At 66.2% G+C, this 19,215-nt stretch carries 11 protein-coding genes; 5 read left to right on the forward strand and 6 right to left on the reverse strand.

Features of this window, described 5'->3' with window-relative positions:
* Window positions 1-315 (forward strand): hypothetical protein (locus tag AVAK2825_RS24055; RefSeq protein ID WP_284403013.1); only part of this gene is annotated, 315 nt, incomplete at its 5' end.
* A 319-nt stretch (window positions 316-634) separates the two neighbouring features.
* Here the strand turns inward: AVAK2825_RS24055 and AVAK2825_RS24060 are convergent.
* Window positions 635-2,716: a sodium-translocating pyrophosphatase gene (locus AVAK2825_RS24060; RefSeq protein WP_284403014.1), complete on the reverse strand. Its 2,082-nt coding sequence runs from the start codon at window positions 2,714-2,716 to the stop codon at window positions 635-637.
* A 257-nt stretch (window positions 2,717-2,973) separates the two neighbouring features.
* Between AVAK2825_RS24060 and ppa the strand changes: the two genes are divergently transcribed.
* From ppa to AVAK2825_RS24080, 4 genes are all read left to right on the forward strand, one after another.
* Window positions 2,974-3,501, forward strand: coding sequence for an inorganic diphosphatase (gene ppa, locus AVAK2825_RS24065; RefSeq protein ID WP_272547814.1), 528 nt, complete (start codon window positions 2,974-2,976; stop codon window positions 3,499-3,501).
* A gap of 194 nt (window positions 3,502-3,695) precedes the next feature.
* Entirely contained in the window at window positions 3,696-4,667 is a 972-nt protein-coding gene (imuA, locus tag AVAK2825_RS24070; protein ID WP_284403015.1) for a translesion DNA synthesis-associated protein ImuA, read from the forward strand.
* Window positions 4,633-6,240 (forward strand): DNA polymerase Y subunit UmuC family protein, encoded by a 1,608-nt coding sequence (locus AVAK2825_RS24075; protein ID WP_284403016.1) that lies wholly within the window; start codon window positions 4,633-4,635, stop codon window positions 6,238-6,240. Before imuA ends, AVAK2825_RS24075 begins: the two co-directional genes overlap by 35 nt.
* Window positions 6,237-9,476 carry an error-prone DNA polymerase gene (locus AVAK2825_RS24080; RefSeq protein ID WP_284403017.1) on the forward strand — a complete coding sequence of 1,080 codons (3,240 nt, stop codon included), beginning with the start codon at window positions 6,237-6,239 and terminating at the stop codon, window positions 9,474-9,476. Before AVAK2825_RS24075 ends, AVAK2825_RS24080 begins: the two co-directional genes overlap by 4 nt.
* A 160-nt stretch (window positions 9,477-9,636) precedes the next feature.
* Here AVAK2825_RS24080 and AVAK2825_RS24085 read toward each other — a convergent pair whose 3' ends face one another.
* The 5 genes from AVAK2825_RS24085 to AVAK2825_RS24105 form a co-directional block, all read right to left on the reverse strand.
* The gene (locus tag AVAK2825_RS24085; RefSeq protein ID WP_284403018.1) at window positions 9,637-10,833 is read right to left on the reverse strand and encodes an FAD-dependent oxidoreductase; all 1,197 of its coding nucleotides are present in this window, start codon (window positions 10,831-10,833) and stop codon (window positions 9,637-9,639) included.
* Window positions 10,834-11,009: 176 nt separating this feature from the next.
* Window positions 11,010-13,292 (reverse strand): AsmA family protein, encoded by a 2,283-nt coding sequence (locus AVAK2825_RS24090; protein ID WP_502870606.1) that lies wholly within the window; start codon window positions 13,290-13,292, stop codon window positions 11,010-11,012.
* 219 nt (window positions 13,293-13,511) lie between these two features.
* The gene (locus tag AVAK2825_RS24095; protein ID WP_284403020.1) at window positions 13,512-16,133 is read right to left on the reverse strand and encodes a response regulator; all 2,622 of its coding nucleotides are present in this window, start codon (window positions 16,131-16,133) and stop codon (window positions 13,512-13,514) included.
* The gene (locus AVAK2825_RS24100; protein ID WP_272569024.1) at window positions 16,126-16,584 is read right to left on the reverse strand and encodes a response regulator; all 459 of its coding nucleotides are present in this window, start codon (window positions 16,582-16,584) and stop codon (window positions 16,126-16,128) included. The genes AVAK2825_RS24095 and AVAK2825_RS24100 overlap by 8 nt, the downstream gene beginning before the upstream one ends.
* Window positions 16,577-18,865, reverse strand: a complete 2,289-nt coding sequence (locus tag AVAK2825_RS24105; protein ID WP_502870605.1) for an ATP-binding protein — start codon at window positions 18,863-18,865, stop codon at window positions 16,577-16,579. Before AVAK2825_RS24105 ends, AVAK2825_RS24100 begins: the two co-directional genes overlap by 8 nt.
* Window positions 18,866-19,215: the final 350 nt, after the last annotated feature.

Genomic DNA, 19,215 nt, shown 5'->3' on the forward strand with positions numbered 1-19,215 from the left:
CTTGTGTTGGCGCGAGGCCTCAGCGAACAGGTCGAACTTCAGGGCGCTACGGGGAGTGATCATGGCAAAGGATGGAGCACGCGTTCTCGATCAACAAGGGACCGGATGGGTTTTGAGAGGTTCCCAAAAGAGTCCCCGCTTGTCGAAGAGGTAAGTTATCTAATTGATCATGGGGAGGCTAGATTAAGAGTGGATGTTGATCATTTTGGTCAAATCAATTGGTTTTTTATAAAAGGGGTGCCTGAGATTTATGATTTGATGAAGATTGCACTTGCTTCCACATCGGAAAATGTCACGCCATTCTGGAAGTATTAAATAAGGGCCAATTGCACGGCTTGCTGAAGCTGATCGGATGTCAGGCAATCCGGTTCGGGAAATCGTCTGGCTGGGGACATGCCCTTGGCAGTCTTCACTCCGGATGCCGCGTATGGCGCCAATGTGCTGCGAATGCGCCACAGGTTTACTACATAGCGGTATTAAGTGAAGCCCATGTAGGCTCCCTGCTTCGCAAGCTGTGCATTCGCTTCAAGCCCCAAGCTGAACATCCACAAAGGCGCTGCGGATGTTCGTCATTGCCTAGATCTCCTCGCGGTTCGTTGATTGGCCTTGTCGCCATTGCCCGTACCGGGGGGGCTCACCCCCCGTGAAACCGCACCACCAGAGGCACGATCAGCAGCGCCACGATGTTGATGATCTTGATGAGCGGGTTCACCGCCGGGCCGGCCGTGTCCTTGTAGGGGTCGCCCACGGTGTCGCCGGTGACGGCGGCCTTGTGCGCCTCGCTGCCCTTGCCGCCGTGGTGGCCGTCCTCGATGTATTTCTTGGCGTTGTCCCAGGCGCCGCCGCCGGTGCACATGCTGATCGCCACGAACAGGCCGGTCACGATGGTGCCCATCAGCAGCCCGCCCAGCGCCTTCGGCCCCAGCAGCAGGCCCACGGCGATGGGCACCACCACCGGCAGCAGGCTGGGGACCACCATCTCCTTGATGGCGGCGGTGGTCAGCATGTCCACCGCCTTGCCGTATTCGGGCTTGCCGGTGCCGTCCATGATGCCGGGGATGGTCTGGAATTGGCGGCGCACCTCGACCACCACCGCGCCCGCCGCGCGGCCCACGGCCTCCATCGCCATGGCGCCGAACAGGTAGGGGATGAGCCCGCCGATGAACAGGCCCACGATCACCATCGGGTCCGACAGGTCGAAGCGGATGGCCTGGCCATAGGCCGAGAGCTTGTGCGTGTAATCGGCGAACAGCACCAGCGCCGCCAGCCCCGCCGAGCCGATGGCGTAGCCCTTGGTGACGGCCTTGGTGGTGTTGCCCACGGCGTCCAGCGGGTCGGTGATCTCGCGCACGCTGGCGGGCATTTCGGCCATCTCGGCGATGCCGCCGGCGTTGTCGGTGATGGGGCCGTAGGCATCCAGCGCCACGACGATGCCCGCCATGCTGAGCATGGCCGTGGCCGCCACCGCCACGCCGTACAGGCCCGCGAGCGCATAAGACACCAGGATGGCCAGGCACACGCACAGCACCGGCCAGGCGGTCGAGCGCATCGACACGCCCAGCCCCGCGATGATGTTGGTGCCGTGCCCCGTGGTGGAGGCCTGGGCGATGTGCTGCACGGGCGAATACTGCGTGCCGGTGTAGAACTCGGTGATCCACACCAGAGCGGCCGTGAGCACCAGGCCCGTCGCGCAGGCGCCGAAGAGCCGCATCTGGCTGCCGCTGGCCGCGATGGCGTTGTCCGGCACCAGCCAGGCGGTGACGAACCAGAACGCGACCAGGGAGATCACGCCCGCGATCGCCAGGCCCTTGTACAGCGCCGGCATCACGTTCTTCATGCCGGGCGAGGCCTTGACGAAAAAGCAGCCCACGATGGACGCGAGGATGGACACCGCCCCCAGCGCCAGCGGGTAGGTCACCGCGGCCACCGGCGCGGTCGTCACCATGAGGGCGCCCAGCACCATGGTGGCGATCAGCGTGACGGCGTAGGTCTCGAACAGGTCGGCGGCCATGCCGGCGCAGTCACCCACGTTGTCGCCCACGTTGTCGGCGATCACGGCGGGGTTGCGCGGGTCGTCCTCGGGAATGCCGGCCTCCACCTTGCCCACCAGGTCGGCCCCCACGTCCGCGCCCTTGGTGAAGATGCCGCCGCCCAGCCGCGCGAAGATCGAGATCAGCGAGGAGCCGAAGGCAAAGCCGATCAGCGGGTTGAGCAGCGCCGCCAGATCGGCCGTGGGCGTGAACTGCCCGCGCCCCACCAGCAGCCAGCAAAAGCCGGTGACGCCCAAAAGCCCCAGGCCCACCACCAGCATGCCGGTGATGGCGCCGCCGCGAAAGGCCACGTCCAGCGCCGGGCCCATGCCCTGCGTGGCGGCCTGGGCGGTGCGCACGTTGGCGCGCACCGACACGTTCATGCCGATGAAGCCGCAGGCGCCCGACAGCACCGCGCCGGCCACGAAGCCCCCGGCCGTCATGGCATCGAGGAACAGGCCGATGAGCACGGCCAGCACCACGCCCACGATGGCGATGGTGCGGTACTGGCGCGCCAGGTAGGCGGCCGCGCCGGCCTGGATGGCGCCGGCGATCTCCTGCATGCGGGGGTTGCCCGGGTCTTTGGAAAGGATCCAGCGGCGGGCCCAGAGGCCGTAGGCCACCGCGATCAATCCGCAGATCAGGGCCAGTATCAGGGGAGGGTTCAACGCTGCCGGGTTCGCCATGCTCTTTCTCCTTGGGTGTCGATTGCACGGAAAGGAAACACAACGCATCGGTGGTGCTTCCGCTGCGTTGCTTCCTCGTGCCCCGGGGCCTGCGTGCGAGCAGGCGGAGACGATTGGCCAACGCAGCCAATTTACTGCCAAGGGCCCGCGCGGGCAAGCGCGGCCGGGCGTGCGCCTAAAATCGCGCCACCCCCGGCCCGGCGCGGGCTGGCCCCGCGGCCGCCGGAGCCCATCACCTCCTCAACCTTCAGAGATCCATGTCCCTCAACAACGTCACCCCCGGCAAGAACACCCCTGAAACCTTCAATGTGGTCATCGAGATCCCCATGGATTCGGACCCCATCAAGTACGAGGTGGACAAGGAATCGGGCGCCATCTTCGTGGACCGTTTCATGACCACGGCCATGTACTACCCCTCCAACTACGGCTACGTGCCGCAAACGCTGAGCGGCGACGGAGACCCGGTGGACGTGCTGGTGATCACCCCCTATCCGCTGCTGCCCGGCGTGGTCGTGCCCTGCCGCGCGCTCGGTATCCTGAAGATGGAAGACGAAGCGGGCGTCGATGGCAAGGTGCTGGCCGTGCCCACCACCAAGGTCCTCAAGATGTACGAAAACTGGAAGACCGTGGACGACGTGAACCCGATGCGCCTGAAGGCCATCAGCCACTTCTTCGAGCACTACAAGGACCTGGAAGAAGGCAAGTGGGTCAAGGTGCTGGGCTGGGAAGGCATCGATGCCGCCCACCAGGAAATCGTGGAAGGCCTGGCCAACTACAAGAAGTGAGATAGGGCGCTTCCCTTCGCTTCTTTTTCAGGTTCTACCGTTCCGGCCGCCGCCCTGGCGCCCGGGGCCGAACCTGCCAAAGCCTGCCGGCCTGCGTGCCCGCAGGCTTTTTTCATGGGGCGGTATCTGCGGATGGCGCTGGGCCACAACGGATTCGAATACTGTATATTTAAACAGTCTTCGATGCCCGCCCCATGTCCCGCCTTGCCCTTGCCTCCCTCCCGCCGGACGCCGCCGCCCGCAGGGAAAGCGCTGCCCGCCTGGAACTGCCCGGCGTGTGGCAGGGCGATGCGCTCACGGCGCAGAACGGGCGCGTGCAGCCTTCCGGCCATGCGCTGCTGGATGCGGCGCTGCCCGGTGGGGGATGGCCCCTGGGGGCCATGACCGAGGTGCTGCAGCCGCCGCAGGGCGGGGCCGAGTGGCCCCTGGTTTTGCCGGCGCTGGCCCGGGCGGTGGCGCAGCGGGGCGGGCAGGTGGTGCTGGTGGCGCCGCCTGCCGAGCCCTTCGCTCCCGCGCTGCAGGCCGCGGGCCTGCCGGCCGACCGGCTGTGCCGCGTGCGCCCCCTGCCTTCGCGGCACGACCAGTCGGCCGCCTGGGCCAGCGAGCAGGCCCTGCGCTGCCGCGACGTGCTGGCCGTGCTGGCCTGGCTGCCCCAGGCGCCGCCCGAAGCGCTGCGCCGCCTGCAACTGGCCGCGGCCCAGCAGGCGGCGCTGCTCTGGGTGTTCCGCCCGCAGGACCTTCGCCGGCAAGCCTCGCCCGCGCCGCTGCGGCTGTGGGTGGTGCAGGGCGTTCCAGGGATCCAGGGGATTCAGGGGATTCAGGGGATTCAGGGGGCCGAAGGTTCGCCAGCGCTGGGGCGCGCGCCGGAGCTGCCGGCTCCGGCGCAAGTCCCGGGATGGCCGGACGGGGGCAGGGCGCCCGGCGTGCTTCAGGTGCATGTTCTCAAGCGGCGCGGGCCGCCGTTGATGCAGCCGGTGCCGGTCTGCGCGCACGCGTCCGCGCTGTCCGCCGTGCTGGCGGCGATGCGGGCGTTGAAGGCGCGCCGGTTTCCGGGCGATGCCTCCGCGCCGGCTGCGCAGCGGCCGGTGCCCGTCGCGCCACAGGAGGTGGCGGTCCATCAGGAGCGGGTCCATGCACTGGATCGCTGTGCCTTCGTCGCTGGATGAACTGCCGCCCGGCGCCCCGGCCGCCTCGGCGGGCTGGTGGGCGCTGCGCTTCACGCCCCGGGTGGCGCTGCTCGACGAAGCCCTGCTGCTGGAGGTGGCCAGCACCGAGCGCCTTTGGGGCGGCCGGGCCCGGCTGCTTTCGCTGATCCGGCAGCACCGCCCGGCGTTCTGCGGGCATGCCGAACCGGCAGAGACCGCTGCAGCGCAGAAGGCGCCAGAGCCCGAACGGTCCGGACCAGGATCAGGGCCAGGCGCAGAAAAAGACAAGGACGCCGGTCGCCTGCCGCAGCTCTCCGGCGGCGACCCGGCACTGGCCCAAGGCGCCACGGCCTTCGAAGCCCTGGCCCTGCTGCGGCTGGCCCAGGCCGACCCTCCGCATCGCCCGCCGCGCCGGTTGCCGCACGACCTGCCCCTGCGCACCCTGGCGGCCCTGCGCCCGCACGCCGCCAGCCTGGAGCGCATGGGCTGCCGCACGCTCGGCGCGCTGCGGGCCTTGCCGCGGGCGGGCGTGGCGCGCCGGTTCGGGGCCGATGTGCTGAGGGCACTGGACCAGGCCTGGGGCGACGTGCCCCATCCCTTGCCCTGGATCGAACTGCCCGAGCGCTTTTCGCTGTCGGCCGAGCTGCCCGCGCTGGCCGAATCGGCCGGCACCTTGCTGTGGTCCGCCAACCGGCTGCTCGGGGTGCTGCACGGCTGGCTGCAGGCGCGCCAGCAGGGCGTGCTGGCGCTGGAGCTGGCCTGGCGCCACGACCTGCGCCGCATCGACGGCGTGGACCTGCCAGCCCAGCAAAGCCTGACGGTGCGCACGGCCGAGCCTACGCAGGACCTGGCCCATCTGCGCCGCCTGCTCGCCGAGCACCTGGGCCGCCAGCGCCTGGCCGCGCCGGTGAACCGGATCACCCTGAGCGGCACCGAAACCCGTCCCTGGGCCGAGGCCAGCGCCAGCCTGCTGCCGCCCAGCCCCGAAGACGCACGGCGCGCGCAAGGCGAGCCCTGGCACCAGTGGGTGGAGCGGGTCTCGGCCCGGCTCGGTGCGCAGCAGGTGGAGGTGGCCGTGCTGCAGGCGGACCACCGGCCGGAATGCATGCTGCGCTGGGAGCCGGCCGCGGGCCAGGCCGCACCGGTGCCGGGGCCCGCCGGCACGCGCTCCCCCCGGGCACGCTCTGGAGGGGGGGCCGCGACCACGGCGGGGGCGGGCAGGGCGGACGATGGCCGTGCCACGGGGTCGGCCCGCCGCGACGGCGGCGCAGGCAGCGCCAGCAGCACCCGCCACCACGATCCCCGGCCCGCCGCCGTGGCCGCCGATGCCGCGCTGTGGCCCGGCTGGCTGCTGCGCCCGCCCCAGCGCCTGGCCCTGCAGGGCAGCCGCCCGCTGTGGCACGGCCCGCTGCGCCTGCTGGCCGGTCCCCACCGCTTCGATGGCGGTTGGTGGGACGCCTCGCAGCATCTGGAGCGGCGCGACTATTTCGTGGCCCACAACGACACCGTGGGCACGGTGTGGATCTTTCGGCAATGGGCGGGGACGCGCGAGGCAGGCCGGCACGAGTGGTTCCTGCACGGGGTGTTCGGATGAGCGGCGTCACCGCCTTCCCATCCCCGGGTGGACCACCGACCCGGCCCACGCATGCCCTGCCCGACTACGCCGAGCTGCATTGCCTCACCAACTTCAGCTTCCAGCGCGGCGCCTCGCACCCCGCCGAACTGGTGCAGCGCGCGGCGGAGCTGGGCTATACGGCGCTGGCGATCACCGACGAATGCTCGGTGGCCGGCGTGGTGCGGGCGCACACCGTGGCCAAGCGGCTCGGCCTGAAACTCATCGTGGGCAGCGAGTTCGCCTGGGGCGATCTGCGCCTGGTGGCGCTGGCGCGCGACGCCGAGGGCTGGGGCAACCTGTGCGAGTTCATCACCGCCGCGCGGCAGGCCGCCCCCAAGGGCGAATACCGCCTGCATGCCGGCACCGACTTCGCGCTTCTGCGTGGATGTGAGGTGCTGCTGGCACCACGTCGCGATCGCCTTGATGCTACTGATTTGATAGCTATCGAGACATGTTTTTCTAAGGCATTGGCCCAATTGAACCCGTGGGGCATCGCCCCCTGGCTGGCCGTGGAGCAACCCCTGGCCCCCGACGACAGCCTGTGGCTGACCACGCTGGAGCAGGTGGGGCAGGCGCTCGTCCTGCCGCTGGTGGCGGCGGGCGACGTGCACATGCACGTGCGCGGCCGCAAGCGCCTGCAGGACGTGGTCACCGCCGTGCGCCTGGGGCGGCCCGTGGCCGAATGCGGCTTCGCGCTGCAGCCCAACGCCGAGCGGCACCTGCGCGCGCGCATGCGGCTGGCCGCCATCTACCCGCCCACGCTGCTGGCGGCCACGCTCGCCGTGGCGGCGCGCTGCACCTTCAGCCTCGACGAGATCCGCTACCGGTACCCGAAGGAAACCGTACCGCCCGGCATGACCCCGGGCGAAGCCCTGGCCTGGTACGCCGAGCAGGGCGCCCAGGGCCGCTATCCGACGGGCGTGCCGGAGGCCGTGCGCACGCAGATCGCCAGGGAGCTCGACCTCATCGCGCACTGCCGCTACGAGATGTACTTCCTCACCGTGCACGACATCGTGCGCTACGCCCGCAGCCGGGGAATCCTGTGCCAGGGGCGGGGCTCCGCCGCCAATTCGGCGGTGTGCTTTTGCCTCGGGGTCACGGCGGTCGATCCGACCAAGACGCGGCTGCTGTTCGAGCGCTTCATCAGCAAGGAGCGCGACGAGCCGCCCGACATCGACGTGGACTTCGAGCACGACCGGCGCGAAGAGGTCATCCAGTACATCTACGACAAGTACGGCCGCGAGCGGGCGGCCATCGCGGCCGTGGTCATCAGCTACCGCACGCGCAGCGCGCTGCGCGACGTGGGCAAGGCGCTGGGCGTGGCGCCCGCGCTCATCGATGCCTTCGCCAAGGACCACCACTGGTTCGACGAGGCCATCGCCACCGACCGCCTGCAGGAACTGGCCGAGGCCGTGGACGAGCCGCTGGCGCCGCATGTCGCCGAGCTGTGGCTCAAGCTGGCGCGCGATCTGAAGGGCTTTCCGCGCCACCTGAGCCAGCACGTCGGCGGCTTCGTGCTCACCGAGGGCAAGCTCACGCGGCTGGTGCCCGTGGAGCCCGCCAGCATGGATGGCCGATCCATCATCCAGTGGGACAAGGACGACCTGGACGACATGCACCTCATGAAGGTGGACGTGCTCGCCCTGGGCATGCTGAGCGCGCTGCGCCGCGCCCTGGACCTGCGCGCCCTGCTGCGCGGCGAGCACTGGGACCTGGCCGGCATCCCGCGCGAGGACGGCGCCACCTACGACATGATCTGCGCGGCCGACACCGTGGGCGTGTTCCAGATCGAAAGCCGGGCGCAGATGAGCATGCTGCCGCGACTGCGCCCGCGCGAGCTGTATGACCTGGTGGTCGAGGTGGCCATCGTGCGGCCGGGGCCGATCCAGGGCGGCATGGTGCACCCGTACCTGCAGGCCCGGGAGCGGCGGTTGCGCGGCGAGCCGCTGGAACTGGAGCACAAAGAGTTGACAGAGGCCCTGGAGCGCACGCTGGGCGTTCCCATCTTCCAGGAGCAGGTCATGCAGATCGCCATGATCGCTGCCCGCTTCACGCCTGGCATGGCCGATGAGCTGCGCCGCTCCATGGCCGCATGGAAACGCACCGGTGGCGTCCACCATTTCGAACAGCCGTTCATGGAAGGCATGGCTGCCAACGGCTATCGCGAAGATTTTGCCCGGCGCATTTTTCAGCAGATCAAAGGGTTCGGCGAATACGGCTTCCCGGAGAGCCATGCCTACAGCTTCGCCATGCTGGCTTATGCGAGCAGCTGGTTCAAGTGCCACGAGCCCGCATGCTTTCTGGCGGCGCTGCTCAACTCGCAGCCCATGGGTTTCTACACGCCCTCACAACTGGTGCAGGACGCCGTGCGCCACGGCGTGCGCGTGCTGCCCATCGATGCGGTGCACAGCGACTGGGACGCGACCCTGGAGGGCGAGCCCCAGCCCGTGCGTGGCGTGGCCGACCCGCAGCCGGCCGTGCGCATGGGCCTGCGGCTGGTGGCCGGTCTGGCGAAGGGCGCGGCCGAGCGGCTGGTCGCGGCGCGCGCGGTCCAGGCGTTCGCCGGCACCGAAGACCTGGCCTTGCGCGCCCGGCTGGACCGCCCCGCGCTGCAGGCATTGGCCGCAGCCGATGCGCTGCGCTCCCTGTCGGGCCACCGGCGCCAGCAGGCCTGGGACGCCGCGGCGCAATGGCGCGCGCCGGCCTTGCTGAAGGACGCGGCGGTGAACGAGGCACCCCTGGCCCTGCCCGAGGCGCCCGAAGGCGAGGAGATCCTGTTCGACTACGCGGCCACGGGCCTCACGCTGCGCCGCCATCCGCTGGCGCTGCTGCGCGGCCGGCTGGAGCGCTGGCGGCTGTTGACCGCCCTGGCGCTGCGCGACATGCCCAACGGCCGCCGCGTGCGTGCCTGCGGCATCGTCACCGTGCGCCAGCGGCCGGGATCGGCCAACGGCACCATGTTCATCACGCTGGAAGACGAGACCGGGCCGGTCAACGTCATCGTCTGGCCGTCGCTCGTGGAGACCTGGCGCAATGCGCTGCTGCGCTCGCGCCTGCTGGCGGTGGAAGGCCTGTGGCAGTCCAGTCCGAACCCGCCGGGAACGCCGCCAGGGCAGGGCGCGGTGCGGCACCTGGTCGCCCAGCGCTGCAAGGACATGACCCCCTTGCTCGGCCGCCTGGCCCAGGCGCTGGACGGCAGCCGCGATTTCCACTGAGGCGTGGGCGAGTTTCCCGGGGAAGGGGGTGTCGGTGCAGCGCCTCGGCCTGCCTCGCTACTACTGCGGCTGCGGCTGCGGCTGCGGCTGCGGCTGCGGCTGCGCGGTGTGCCGATGCCAGCAGGCGCCCCTTTCAGGCACCACCGCGGCGCTCTCTCTCTCAAGCAGGGTAGCGTGACAGGTCCGGCTCGTCGAGCTGGCGGTTCATCAGCTTGGCGAACGCATCGCGCACTCCTGGCAGGCTGGCCAGATGCAGCGCGCCGTGCAGCAGGTGAATGCCCAGCCGGCTGTGGGGGTTCATCAGGCGGGGACCGATCTTGGGCACGTTCTGGCCCTGTTCAACCATCGGCCACATGGCTTTTTCATAGGCGGCGAAAGCCTCTTCGAGCCTGCCTCCATCGCCAGCCCGTGCGATTTCACCGGCCAGCACATAGGCGCCCGTGAGGGCCAGCGTCGTGCCGATGCCTGCCAGCGGGGTGGCGCACCAGGCGGCGTCGCCCGTCAGCACCACGCGCCCACGGTGCCAGCGCGCAAGGCGCACCTGGCGCAACGCGTCGAAGTAGAAATCGCTGGTCGTCTCCATGCCCGCGAGCACGCGTGGGGCCTGCCATCCGGCATCGGCGAACCGTTCGCGCAGAAAGCGCTTTTGCCTGTCCATGTCCCAGTCCTGCTCGCCCTCCGTGGGGCGCTGGATCGTCAGCATGGCGCGCGTGGTGCCGTGCCGGTCGGGCCGCAGCGAGACGCTTCGGCCGCCGGTGGTGTGATACCAGCGCCACATCCGGTCGTCGTCGGGTGCACGGGCGATGGTGAAGTAGGCGAGCGTCAGGTCCATCCAGCGCGGTTCGTTCTCGCCGGAAAACACCCGCTCGCGCGTGGTCGAGCCCACGCCCTCGGCGACGACCACGGCATCGAAGCGTTCCTGCTGACCGCCGGCAAAGCGCACGGTCGCGGCCGTGCCATCGTCCTCGATGGCCGCCACATGGTCCCCGAACCGGTAATCGGCCCGCTCGCGCGCCGCGTCGTACAGCAGCCGGGCGAGGTCCCCGCGCAGGATCTCCATCTCGGCGGTGGGGCCGTCGCTGGACAGTTCGTCGGTCTTGAACTCGGCGACGGCGTGGCCATCCTCGTCGATCCAGGCCGTGCCTTCCTCGCCCGTGCCCTGGTCCAGCGCTGCCTGCTCCAGCCCCATGCGGCGCAGCACCTCGCGGCCAACACCGCGCACGTCGATGTTCTGCCCGCCGTCGCGAAATGCCGGCGCCCGTTCGACCACGGTGACCTTGCAGCCGGACCGCGCCAGCGCCCAGGCGGCGGTGTTGCCGGCGACGCTCGCGCCGGTGATCAGGATGTGCCGTGGCATGGGGTTCTTTCCAGATGGGTTTCTCGAGCCTGCCGTGCGCAGGGAAGGCGCGCCGACGGAATGCGGGTCAAAAACGGCTTCGGCGCATATTGATCTAGGGGGTTGCGCTATTAAAAATATAGCAATCATGCCCACCTTGGAGCGCTTCAACGCACTTGAGCGTGCCTTTGCACGTCTCAGCGCGCCTTGGCCGGCGTGGAGGCTGGCGGCTTCGGGGCTGCCCCTGCGGCACCGCCCTGCACCTTGTCCCCGGCGCGGGCCAGCAGCACGGCGCAGTTCTCGTCGTCGTCCGCTGCAGGCACCGTGATGGGGGCCAGCGCCAGCGCCACCGGCGCAACCACGGCGGCCGCCACGGCGGCGCCCGCGCGCAGCAGCAGCGGGCCGGCTTCCAGGCCCACCTTGGGATCGGCGAACGGGCCCTTCACGTACAGCGGCGTGCGCAGCGAGAAGAACTTCCACTGCAGCGATTCGGGCTTGATGCGCAGGTCGAGGTGCTCGCGGCCCAGGTCGGCGGTGCCGGTGGCTTCCACCGTGGCCTCGTTGGTGCTCAGCTTCACCGAGCGGGTCTGTGCGATGCCGTCCTTCACCGCGAAGTCGGCCACGGCGCAGCGCAGCTGCACTTCCTTGTCGTCGCCGAAGAGCTTGGCCACCACCACGCTGCCCACGTTGAGCGCGGCCAGGTCCAGCATCTGCTTGCTGAAACGGCCATCGCGGATGTACAGGCGGGTCTCGCCGCTGGCGCTGCCCAGCATGCTGGCCACCGACTGGCCGCTGCCGTTCAGGGCCACGGCACCGTCGAGCCGGCCGAAGCTCTTTTCCATCAGCTCGACCTTGGGAAACAGGCCCGACAGCCGCAGCCCTTCCACGCTGCCGCGCAACTGGGCCTTGAGCGGCTTCGTGCGGCTGTCCAGCACCACGGTGGAATCGATCTTGCCCTGCGCCACGCCGAACTGCAGGGGCGAGAGGGTGAGCAGGGCGTTGTCCATCACCGCATGCACGCGCAGGTTTTCGATCGGCAGGCTCTCGTCGCGCACGATCTGCTGGCCGCTGAAGGTCAGGTCCAGGTCCATGGCGTTCCAGCGGTCGGTGGCGAACGCCACGTCGGGCAGTACCTTGCCGGGGCGCTTGGAGGTGCCTTTTTCCGCCTTGCCTTCGCCCGTCGGCGCACCCAGCACCGGCCCCAAGTCGGCCAGGCGCAGCTTCCTGGAGGTCATCGTGCCCTTGAGGCGCGGGCGTGGCTTGGCCGACGTGTAGGTCAGGCTGCCGTGCAGGTCGCTGCCCCCTACGGTGCCGTCGAAATCGCGGTACTCCCACACCGCGTTGTCCGGCTCCAGGCTGCCCACCAGCCGGCCGCGCGTGCGAAACGGCGGGGTGTTCGGCAGCACCAGGCCGGTGAGGTCGTACAGGTCGGCCATGCTCTCGGCCTTGAGCATCACCTTCAGGTCCATGCCCGACAGCGCGGCCGGGTTGGACAGGATGCCTTCCACCTCGGCTTCCACCGTGCCGGCCTTCGCCTTGAACCGCAGCGGGTAGTCCACGACCTTTTCGCGCAGGTCCATCACGTGCCCGCCTTCGCCCCGGCCCTGGATGCGGGCCTTGGCGTAGCGGCCCCGCACCTCGAAGCGCACGCCGTACGGGCCGGGCGCCTGTCCGGCGGGCGTGTCGATGGTCCCGAGCTTGGCGGTGAAGGCCAGGTCTTTCACGGCATCGGCATAGGCCAGTTGGCCATCGCGCACCACGAGCCGTCCCACGCCCACGCTCCAGGGATTGGGCTTCGCCGGCCCGCCGTCCTTGGCGGGGCGGTCGAAGGTCCAGTTGTTGCTGCCGTCGGCCTTGCGGGCCAGCGCCACGTCGGGCACGGTGAGTACCAGCGTGTCGATGGCCACATGGCGAGACAGCAGCGGCAGCAGCCTGAGCGATGCGCTCACGCTGCCGAGGGTGGCCATGGGCTGGCCGGTCGCGGGCACGGAGGCCGTGCTGTCGGCCGGTGCAGTCTGGGCGGGTGCGGAAGGCGCCGATGCGGCGGATGCCGAGGGCGTGGCCGATGCGGCCGCCTTGTCGGCACGCGCCTGCACCGTGGAGGTGGAGGCATCGTCCGTCTGCACATCCAGGGCCCCGAAGTGGCCGAAGTCCGCCCGGTTGTCCATCACCAGGCGGTCCGCCTGCACCGTGACGCCCGGCACCCAGCGGCGCCAGCCGGTCTCCACGGGCTGAGGCCACTGCCAGTGGGCGGTCAGATCGCCCTCGATGGCAAAGCGCCGGCCGGTGGCCTCGCTGACCTGCTGGTTGATCCAGGGCTTGGCCCGGTTCCAGTCGAACCACGCCACGAAGGCCAGCAACAGCAGCAGCACGACGAGCAGCCCGGCCACTGCGGCAAGGGGTAGCCGCGACCGCCGCCGAGGGGGGACGGGCGCCGCAGGGGTGGGCGAAACGGAAGGGGGCGAGGTCTCAGGGGGCATGGTCATAGGCGTTTTCTTCGGGCCATGCTAGCCCGCGCCTGCACTACCGGGACTCGCCGATGCTCGTTTACCGTTGTTGTCCTACAGGTCCCGGAAGGCTCGATCAAGCCTCTCCAAACCCTCTCATCCGATCTGGAACGCGTCGTGAACGGATGAGCGAAGCATTACCCAATCGACATTGACGATGGACGTTCGTCCATGACGTCGGTGGTGCCGTGATCAAAATGCAGGATCGGCGTGCACATTCGTCGTGGAATTCATCAAGGACTGAATCTTCAGACCAAACACTTCCAACTGAAAAGGTTTCGTCAACACCTGCATTCCTGACGGAAGTTGGCCGTGGCTGAGAACGGCATTTTCGGCATAGCCAGTCACAAACAGAACCCGCATGGAAGGATGGATCTTGCGGGCAGCATCCGCCAGCTGCCTTCCATTCATACCTCCAGGAAGACCAACATCGGTGACCAGCAGTGCGATGGACGCATTGTTCTGAAGCACTTGAATTGCACTGGAACCGGCTTCTGCTTCCAACACGTGGTAGCCCAGTTCCTGCAACATCTCCACCATGAACATTCGAACCGAAGCTTCATCATCGACCACGAGAATGGTCTCACCCAAGCCGACGGTGGAGATAGCAGGGGCACGATCCAGCGCATCCTCCGCCAAGATATCCTTGCCTGCGTACCGCGGGAGGAACATGCGGATCGTTGTTCCCACGCCCATTTCGGAATGGATCCGCGCTTGTCCTCCGGATTGGCGCGCAAAGCCATAGACCATCGAAAGCCCCAGGCCCGTGCCTACGCCAATCGGCTTCGTCGTGAAAAACGGGTCGAATGCCCGGGCCACCACATCTGCAGTCATGCCGGTGCCGTTGTCGCTCACGGAAATGCACACGTATTGGCCAGGCGACATCTGCTCCTCACCGGCTGCTCGCTCATCGAGCGTTCGATTGGCAGTCTCGACCACCAGCTTGCCACCATCGGACATCGCATCGCGGGCATTGATGCACAAATTCAAGAGCGCATTTTCAAGCTGACTTGGATCGGCACGAATGGGCCAAACGTCGATTCCGCATTTCACTTCCAACATGACGTGGGGTCCGATCGTGCGGCGCACCAGGTCTTCGAATCCACTGATCAACTGGTTGACTTTCACCACTTTGGGTTCCAGCGTCTGCTGGCGTGAAAATGCCAGCAGACGGTGTGTCAAAGCCGCCGCGCGCTTCGTGGCCGTCTGCCCGACAGTGACGTAACGCATCGCCCCAGAATCCTCGCCGAACCGCCGCTTGAGCAATTCCAGACTGCCTGAAATGGCTCCGAGAAGATTGTTGAAATCATGCGCCAAGCCACCCGTCAATTGGCCGACAGCCTCCATCTTCTGGGACTGCCGCAGCGCGGCTTCCGACTTCATCAACGCCGTGGTTCTCTCTTGCACTTGTTGTTCAAGCGAGTTTGCAAGGGCGTGCAAATTCTGCTCGGCGCGGCGGCGTTCCACTGCGTGCCAGGTTCTGTGCGCCACTTCACGGACAAGGTTCAGTTCCTCTGCGGTCCAATGGCGCGGGGCCGCATGGTGCAGGTAAAGCATCGCCACCTGATTCCCATCTTCGCCGACCGGCACATTGATAAGCGACTGGGCATGGATTGCAATAAATGCATCCGCATGATCGCGAGTGCGTGGATCGGTGCGCACATCTGCCAGCACGACGGTGTCGCCTTGCTGCAGGTTTTTGGTGTAACTGCCGAAATCGCGGCAGTTCAGGGTTCCCGCCAATGTGGAGATTCCCGGCGCATTCCAGTCGCGCTCGATGGTGATCGTTTGGGTGTTACGGTCCAGCACTCCGTACCCTGCACGGCTCACATCCAGAGCGCGGCCCAGGGCCTCTGCTGCGTGGTAAGCGATCTCACCAGGCTCACGGGTCGGTCCGTAGACCTCGCGATCCAGCAGTTCCAGCAATTCAGCGCGCCGCCTGCCCAGCATGGCATGGGTGATTTCTTGAGAGATGCCTGCAATGTAGGAGGGGCGGCCTGCCGCGTCATATTCCAGGCGCCCCAATATCCTGACCCATGCCAATTGTCCATCCGGGCGAAGGATGCGATATTCGATTCGGTAGTCTTTGCCAGTCGCAATGGTCTGAGCCACCGCCTCGCGCATCCGCATCAGATCATCGGGATGCACTGCGTTCTGCAAGTCTTCGTAAGTGAAAGGCAAAGACTCATCACGTCCGAAATTACTCTTGCAATGGTTGGACGCAATCAGCTCTTGCGCAGTCAGATCGAGTTGCCAGACACCCAAGTCTCCTGCATCGGTTGCGGCTCGCAGGCGGGCTTGTCCCGTCTCTATTTCTCGAACACGCTCGGCAAGCTCTATCGTCAATTGCTCGGCTTTTTCCTTCGCGTCTCGCAGTTCTGTCTCTGCCGCAATTCGAGCCGATCGCTCTGCCACTTCCCTTAAAGCGCGTTCTAGCACAGACGCCAATCGAGACAGGCGGCCCTTGCTCACATAGTCAGTCGCTCCCTGCTTGAGCAGTTCGACGGCATTGTCTTCGCCGATGACTCCGGACACGAAGATGAAAGGAATCATCGGTACCCGTTGGTGCGCCAGGCGAAGCGCATCGGTGCCGCTGTAGCCTCCCAAATCATGGTCTGACAAGATCAGATCGAATCCACCTCGCCCTAACGCTTCTGAAAAACTCTCTGCGTCCCTGACCCATTGCAAATTGGCATGCGGATAACTATGCAGCAAGGACTCTTGAAGCAGTTCTGCATCGAAAGCGGAGTCCTCCAGCAGTAGCACACTCAAAGGCCGCTCTGCGAGCGGGATGGACTCTGCGCGTTCACTCATACCGGCGGGTCGCACGCAGGGAGCCGGGCGGCGGTTCGTTGAGAACGGCCCAAAACACTCCCAAATCGGCAATCGCGGAAACGAATTGCTTGAATTCCACGGGCTTGACGACATAAGCGTTGACGCCCAACTCGTAGCTGCGCAGCAGATCGCTCTCTTCCTGGGATGAGGTCAGCATCACCACAGGAATACTGCGTAGCACCGGACTCTTTCGCACGGCCTCCAGTACCTCCAGTCCATTGACCTTCGGCAGCTTCAAATCGAGCAGGATCACGGCCGGATTGCCCTCGTCACGGCTGGCGTGGGCTTCTTCGCGACGCAAGTAGTCCAATGCCTCGGCACCATCGCGAAGCACTACCACGTCGTTGGCAAGTTGGCTTCGTTCGAGGGCAAGCAGCGTCAATTCCTGATCGCGTAGATCGTCCTCGACGAGAAGAATGGGTTTAAGCATGATCGGATGTATTTCCGATGGGTGAAGTAAGAAGCGCATTTTGCCCGGACTCGGGCAAGACGAAACCGAACGACGCACCTTGGCCTGGCTCGCCATGGGCCCACACCTTCCCGCCGTGCCGCTCCACGATCCGCTTGACGTTGGCCAGCCCGATGCCGGTACCTTCGAACTGCTCAGTCTGGTGCAAACGCTGAAAAACCTGGAACAGTTTGGTCACGTACTGCATCTGGAAGCCGACACCATTGTCTTGTACCTCCAGGCCTTCGCCTTCGGCGTTTCTCACGGCCCTTACCGTGACAACAGCTGGATTGCGATCACGGCTGTATTTGACGGCATTCGCAATCAGATTGCGTACCGCCACTTGCAACAACAATGGGTCTGCAACCAATACAGGCAGATTGGCTTCCACCTGCCATTCGATTTTGCGATCGCGCTCATGCCGAGAGATCTCGCGCACCAAGCCTTCAACCAGGCCGTTGCTATCTACCCGTTTGAGTTTCAGCGCCGTCCGACCCATGCGTGAAAAATCCAGCAGGGCGTCCACCAGTTGCCCAGCGAAAGCCGCTGCGTCTTTGACATGTCCCATGTAGCGGTGTGCACGCTGGCTCAGAACCTTGCCCTCCGTGTCCATCACCAAGTCCACATAACCTGCGATATGGCGCATTGGAGCGCGCAGGTCATGGGACACGGTGTATGAAAAAGCCTCCAACTCCTTGTTGACCCGGCCCAACTCGCTCGCGATGGCCGCCAATTCTTCGGCGCGCCGTAGCACGATACCGATCAGGGCTTGGCGCAATTCGCCAGCAGCGCTGACTTGCGCCCCGGACCATGGCAAGCATCGGCCGCTGATCTGTTCAACCCAGTTGTCGAAACTGCGGCGCGGATGGATCCGTCCTGCCGCATCAGGATGCAGGTCCTTGCGCGGGTCTCCGGCCCAGGTGACGGTCTGCACGATCTCCGGCCGGAACCACAGAATCACATGGCGATGCACTTGGGAAATGGAAATGGCCAATACGCCCGCTGCGGTGGACTGCCACTGGGCTGCCATTGGGAAATGGGCCGCCAACTCACTGCTCTCGTAGACGTCGCGGCCCATCCCTGCGATCCACCCTGCCAACTCAAGCAGCATATCCGTCGCAGGCGTATCGCCGGCAGTCCATGCTTGGTCGTCCAGCACCACTGCAGCACCTGTGGCGCGGGACATGCGCAGCAGCAGAGCCGGCTCGTGCACGATGCTGCGCAGGCTGGCATCGCTGTCAGACAATTGAGAGACGAGTTGCAGGGTGAGCTTGCGTAACTCCAATCGTGCCGCCACCTCGGCATTGGCCTGTTTTCCTTCGATTTGCATCGACAGCAACTGCCCCAGATGGCTGCACGCAGCCCGCATGCCCGCATCCAGATTGCGGGGCTCATGGTGATGGCAAGACGCCAATCCCCACAGCTTGCCATCGACCACGATGGATAACGACATGGACGCAAGCGTGCCCATGTTTCGCATGTACTCGAGATGCACTGGCGATACGCTGCGCAGAAACGCATACGACAAGTCGATGCCTTGTGCAATCGAACTCTCTTCAGCTGCCAGCAGTGGCACTGCCTCATAGTTGGCATCCGGGATCAGCCTGAAGCGGTTGGCCAGGTAGAGAGCGCGGGCTTGCTGCGGAATGTCGGTTGCCGGAAAGCGAAGACCCAGGTAGCTGTCGTAACCGGGCAGTACGACTTCCGCGAGTACCTCTCCATGTCCTTGGTGATCAAACCGATAGATCAGGCTGCGGCCAAACCCCGTCAATCGCTGAAGCTCTTGCGCAGCCAACTGGGTTAGATCATCTACCGTTTCAGCCGCTTGAAGTTTTGGAAGAAAATCACGCGCCACACCGTAGATCGGCTCTTCCGGACGCATCACTTTGGACTGCGGTTCGCACTCCACGATCAACTGCGTGGCGTGACGGTGGGCCCAGCAGATGTGTCTTTCCTGTGCAAATTCCAGCACCCCGACCTGCACTGAAGTGCCATCCGGCGGAACCGAACGAAGCGCTTCTCGTTCGAGTTTTGCCAAGGCTGCCATAGCAAGGCCTGCCCAGTTTGCACTCCACGCCCGCAGGGCCAAAGTGTCTCCGTCCAGCACCAGCATATGGCCATGAGACTGTATGGCGCCTGGGATTTGGATGGGCTCTCGGTCGCAAAGCGTAAGGTCAGGGCTTGAATTCAAGGCGTCATCAAGGTCAGCTGAAACGTTGGGAAAGCAGAACGCAGCGCGATGGGCCCTGGGTTTGCCTGTCAAAGAATATTTCTACCACGAGAAGGCATTCCATGCCTGAATTCGTCATCGATCGATGCTGGCCTGCAGGCGGTACGGGCTTTGATCGTTGACTGGTCATTTCGCGATGACACAGCGATACGCGGGCGGGATGGAAGGAAAGAGCGCGCTTCGTTCGAAGCGCTGAACAAGCGGATGCCGATGATTGGCATGTGGAGACTTCACTCGCCAATTTCCAACCGATGAATGAAGGGAGCCTCTCACAACCCCATGTTTGACGAATCCGAATAGGGAGGAGTGGGCGCCAGTAGCCGTTTGAGCGTGATGAGGCCCAGCAGCGGTCTGCGCCTGGGTGCATGAGGGGCCTTGCAGGC

It is taken from the genome of Acidovorax sp. SUPP2825 (assembly GCF_030158995.1).
Classification (GTDB): domain Bacteria; phylum Pseudomonadota; class Gammaproteobacteria; order Burkholderiales; family Burkholderiaceae_C; genus Paracidovorax.

Bases quoted from the DNA above. Each gene is read 5' to 3' on its own strand.
- AVAK2825_RS24060 (WP_284403014.1), bottom strand. From the start codon at position 2,716: ATGGCGAACCCGGCAGCGTTGAACCCTCCCCTGATACTGGCCCTGATC.
- ppa (WP_272547814.1), top strand. From the start codon at position 2,974: ATGTCCCTCAACAACGTCACCCCCGGCAAGAACACCCCTGAAACCTTC.
- imuA (WP_284403015.1), top strand. From the start codon at position 3,696: ATGTCCCGCCTTGCCCTTGCCTCCCTCCCGCCGGACGCCGCCGCCCGC.
- AVAK2825_RS24075 (WP_284403016.1), top strand. From the start codon at position 4,633: ATGCACTGGATCGCTGTGCCTTCGTCGCTGGATGAACTGCCGCCCGGC.
- AVAK2825_RS24080 (WP_284403017.1), top strand. From the start codon at position 6,237: ATGAGCGGCGTCACCGCCTTCCCATCCCCGGGTGGACCACCGACCCGG.
- AVAK2825_RS24085 (WP_284403018.1), bottom strand. From the start codon at position 10,833: ATGCCACGGCACATCCTGATCACCGGCGCGAGCGTCGCCGGCAACACC.
- AVAK2825_RS24090 (WP_502870606.1), bottom strand. From the start codon at position 13,292: ATGCCCCCTGAGACCTCGCCCCCTTCCGTTTCGCCCACCCCTGCGGCG.
- AVAK2825_RS24095 (WP_284403020.1), bottom strand. From the start codon at position 16,133: ATGAGTGAACGCGCAGAGTCCATCCCGCTCGCAGAGCGGCCTTTGAGT.
- AVAK2825_RS24100 (WP_272569024.1), bottom strand. From the start codon at position 16,584: ATGCTTAAACCCATTCTTCTCGTCGAGGACGATCTACGCGATCAGGAA.